Source organism: Actibacterium sp., assembly GCF_041584535.1.
GTDB lineage: Bacteria > Pseudomonadota > Alphaproteobacteria > Rhodobacterales > Rhodobacteraceae > Actibacterium_D.
In genome coordinates this window covers 1-2,412 of sequence record NZ_JBFHDW010000351.1, presented here as the reverse complement: position 1 = coordinate 2,412, position 2,412 = coordinate 1, and the positions used below count along the sequence as shown (strand labels likewise).

At 61.6% G+C, this 2,412-nt stretch carries 3 protein-coding genes; 1 reads left to right on the top strand and 2 read right to left on the bottom strand.

Annotated elements, in window-relative coordinates; all coding sequences use genetic code 11:
- The first annotated feature begins 189 nt into the window (after positions 1 to 189).
- Positions 190 to 636 (top strand): type II toxin-antitoxin system RatA family toxin, encoded by a 447-nt coding sequence (locus tag ABYW26_RS13460; RefSeq protein WP_372605426.1) that lies wholly within the window; start codon positions 190 to 192, stop codon positions 634 to 636.
- 48 nt (positions 637 to 684) lie between these two features.
- On the opposite strand, the gene ABYW26_RS13455 is transcribed toward ABYW26_RS13460, so the two are convergent.
- Together ABYW26_RS13455 and ABYW26_RS13450 are read right to left on the bottom strand one after the other, a co-directional pair.
- Positions 685 to 1,863, bottom strand: coding sequence for an ammonium transporter (locus ABYW26_RS13455; protein ID WP_372605425.1), 1,179 nt, complete (start codon positions 1,861 to 1,863; stop codon positions 685 to 687).
- A gap of 163 nt (positions 1,864 to 2,026) precedes the next feature.
- Positions 2,027 to 2,410 (bottom strand): CinA family protein, encoded by a 384-nt coding sequence (locus tag ABYW26_RS13450; protein WP_372605424.1) that lies wholly within the window; start codon positions 2,408 to 2,410, stop codon positions 2,027 to 2,029.
- Between the last annotated feature and the right edge of the window lie 2 nt (positions 2,411 to 2,412).

The following is a 2,412-nucleotide window of genomic DNA, read 5'->3' as shown; positions in this document are numbered from 1 at the left end:
CTTGTCGGTATCGGCGTAGTGGCGGCGGATTTCATTGGCCAAAATCTCGATCCGGGCCGCGATTTGCTTGGCCGAGATCATTTCGTCGATCACATAGGGCTTATTTGTCATGGTTTGTCATGGCCTTCCCTTGATTTTCGCGCCCTCATCGCGGAAAGGTCGCCCGAACGAGACGAAACTGCAAGGCCCATGCCCAGCCATTCTGAAAAACGCGCGCTGCCCTATACGGCGGACCAGATGTATGCCCTTGTGGCCGATGTCGCGTCATATCCGAAATTCCTGCCCTGGACCGCTGCGGCGCGCATCCGCTCGCGCAAGCCGGTGCCGGGCGGCGAGGTGATGGAGGCCGATCTGGTGATCAGTTTCAAGGTGTTCCGCGAACGCTTTGGCAGCCGGGTCACGCTGACCCCGGCCGAGCACCGGATCGACACCGAATATCTGGATGGGCCGTTCAAGCACCTGCATTCGACATGGGCGTTCCGCGATCTGCCCGAGGGCGGCTGCGAGGTCGATTTTCACGTCGATTTCGATTTTAAGAACCGGGTGCTGCAAGGGGTGATCGGCGTGGTGTTCAACGAGGCCATGCATCGCATCGTCAAGGCGTTCGAAGATCGGGCCGCCGAACTGTATTCATAAAAAAACCCCCGCCGGGTGGCGGGGGTCATGTGTTGGAATGTCGGTGGCTTACGAGGCGTGATCGTAAGCGCGCTCGCCATGGACGACCAGATCCAGACCCGACACTTCGGTCTCGGCATCGACGCGCAGCGGCGTGATCAGACCGACAACCTTGATCAGAACCACGGTCACGACGGTGGTAAAGACACCGACCACGGCCAGCCCGCCCAGCTGCGCGGCCCATGTGCCGGCGCCGAACACCGCGATCATGATGGTGCCGAAGATGCCGCCAACGCCATGCACCGCGAACACGTCCAGCGTGTCGTCGATCTTGACCTTGTTGCGGATCAGGCCCACGGCCTCTTGGCACAGGATACCGGCAATGCCGCCGATGATCAGCGCCTCGACCGGGCCGACAAAGCCACTGGCCGGGGTGATCGAGGCCAGACCGGCGATCGTGCCGGTGACAATGCCAACCAGCGAGGTCTTGCCGTATTTGACCCGTTCCCACAGCGCCCATGTCAGCGACGCGGTGGCCGCCGAGATATGAGTAACCGTCAGCGCCATCGCCGCGCCGCCATCGGCTGCCAGTTGCGAGCCGCCGTTAAAGCCGAACCAGCCGACCCACAGCATCGCCGCACCGATCATCACAAAGCCCGGCGAATGCGGCGGCGTATGACGGTCGCGCCGCGGGCCAAGGAAAAACGCGATCAGCAGCGCCGCCAGACCAGCGGTTTCATGCACCACAATACCACCGGCGAAATCCTTGACGCCGGTCTCGCCGAAAATGCCGCCATCGGCCAGAAACCCGCCGCCCCAGATCCAATGGGTCACGGGCGCATAGCACAGCAGCATCCACAGCGCCGAGAACAGCAACACAAAGCCAAAGCCCACGCGCTCGACATAGGCGCCGACGATCAGCGCCGGGGTGATGATCGCAAAGGTCATCTGAAAGGCAAAGAACAGAACCTCGGGCAGGGTGCCCGACAGCGTGTCAGCGGTGATGCCCGACAGGAACATCTTGCCCAGACCGCCCCAATAGGCGCCGCCATCGCCAAAGGCGATCGAATAGCCCGCGACGAACCACAGCACGCTCATCAGACAGGCGATGGCATAGCAATGCATGAAAACGCTCAGCACGTTACGTGCCTTGACCAGACCGCCATAGAACAATGCCAGTCCCGGCAGCGTCATAAACAGCACCAATGCGGTGGCCACAATAATCCAGGCGGTATCTGCCCCGTTCATAGATCTCTTCCCTTCCCGTTTTGCTGGGTTTTTGGGCAAAAAGCGGGATTCTGCCGCCATGAAAAGCGCAATGAGAGAAAAAAGTGGGTTAAATAGTAGGCAGTGCGCAAAGCGCACGGCAAATGGTCGCCTAAGCGTGGGGGTTGATTAAAAAAGCGTCAGTTTATGAATCGGGGGTCAGGGCCAGATTCAGCAGGCTCAGCGCATGTTCCACCGTGGCGCGGCGCACGTTGGCGCGGCCAAGGGCACCGAAATTGAGGGTTTCAGTGTGGGTCGGCAGTCCGGTGCGGGCCAGACCGAAACAGACGCGGCCCTCGGGCTTGTTCTCGGACCCGCCGGGGCCGGCGACGCCGGTCACCGCAATCGTCAGCGTCGCGTTCGAGTGCGCCAGCGCGCCCTCGGCCATCTCGCGGGCGATCTGTTCCGAGACCGCGCCATAGGTCTCAAGCGTGGCGGGGGCAATGCCCAGCATCTCGATCTTGGCGGCGTTGGAATAGGTGACGAACCCACGGTCGAACACATCGGACGACCCGGCGATATCGGTGATCG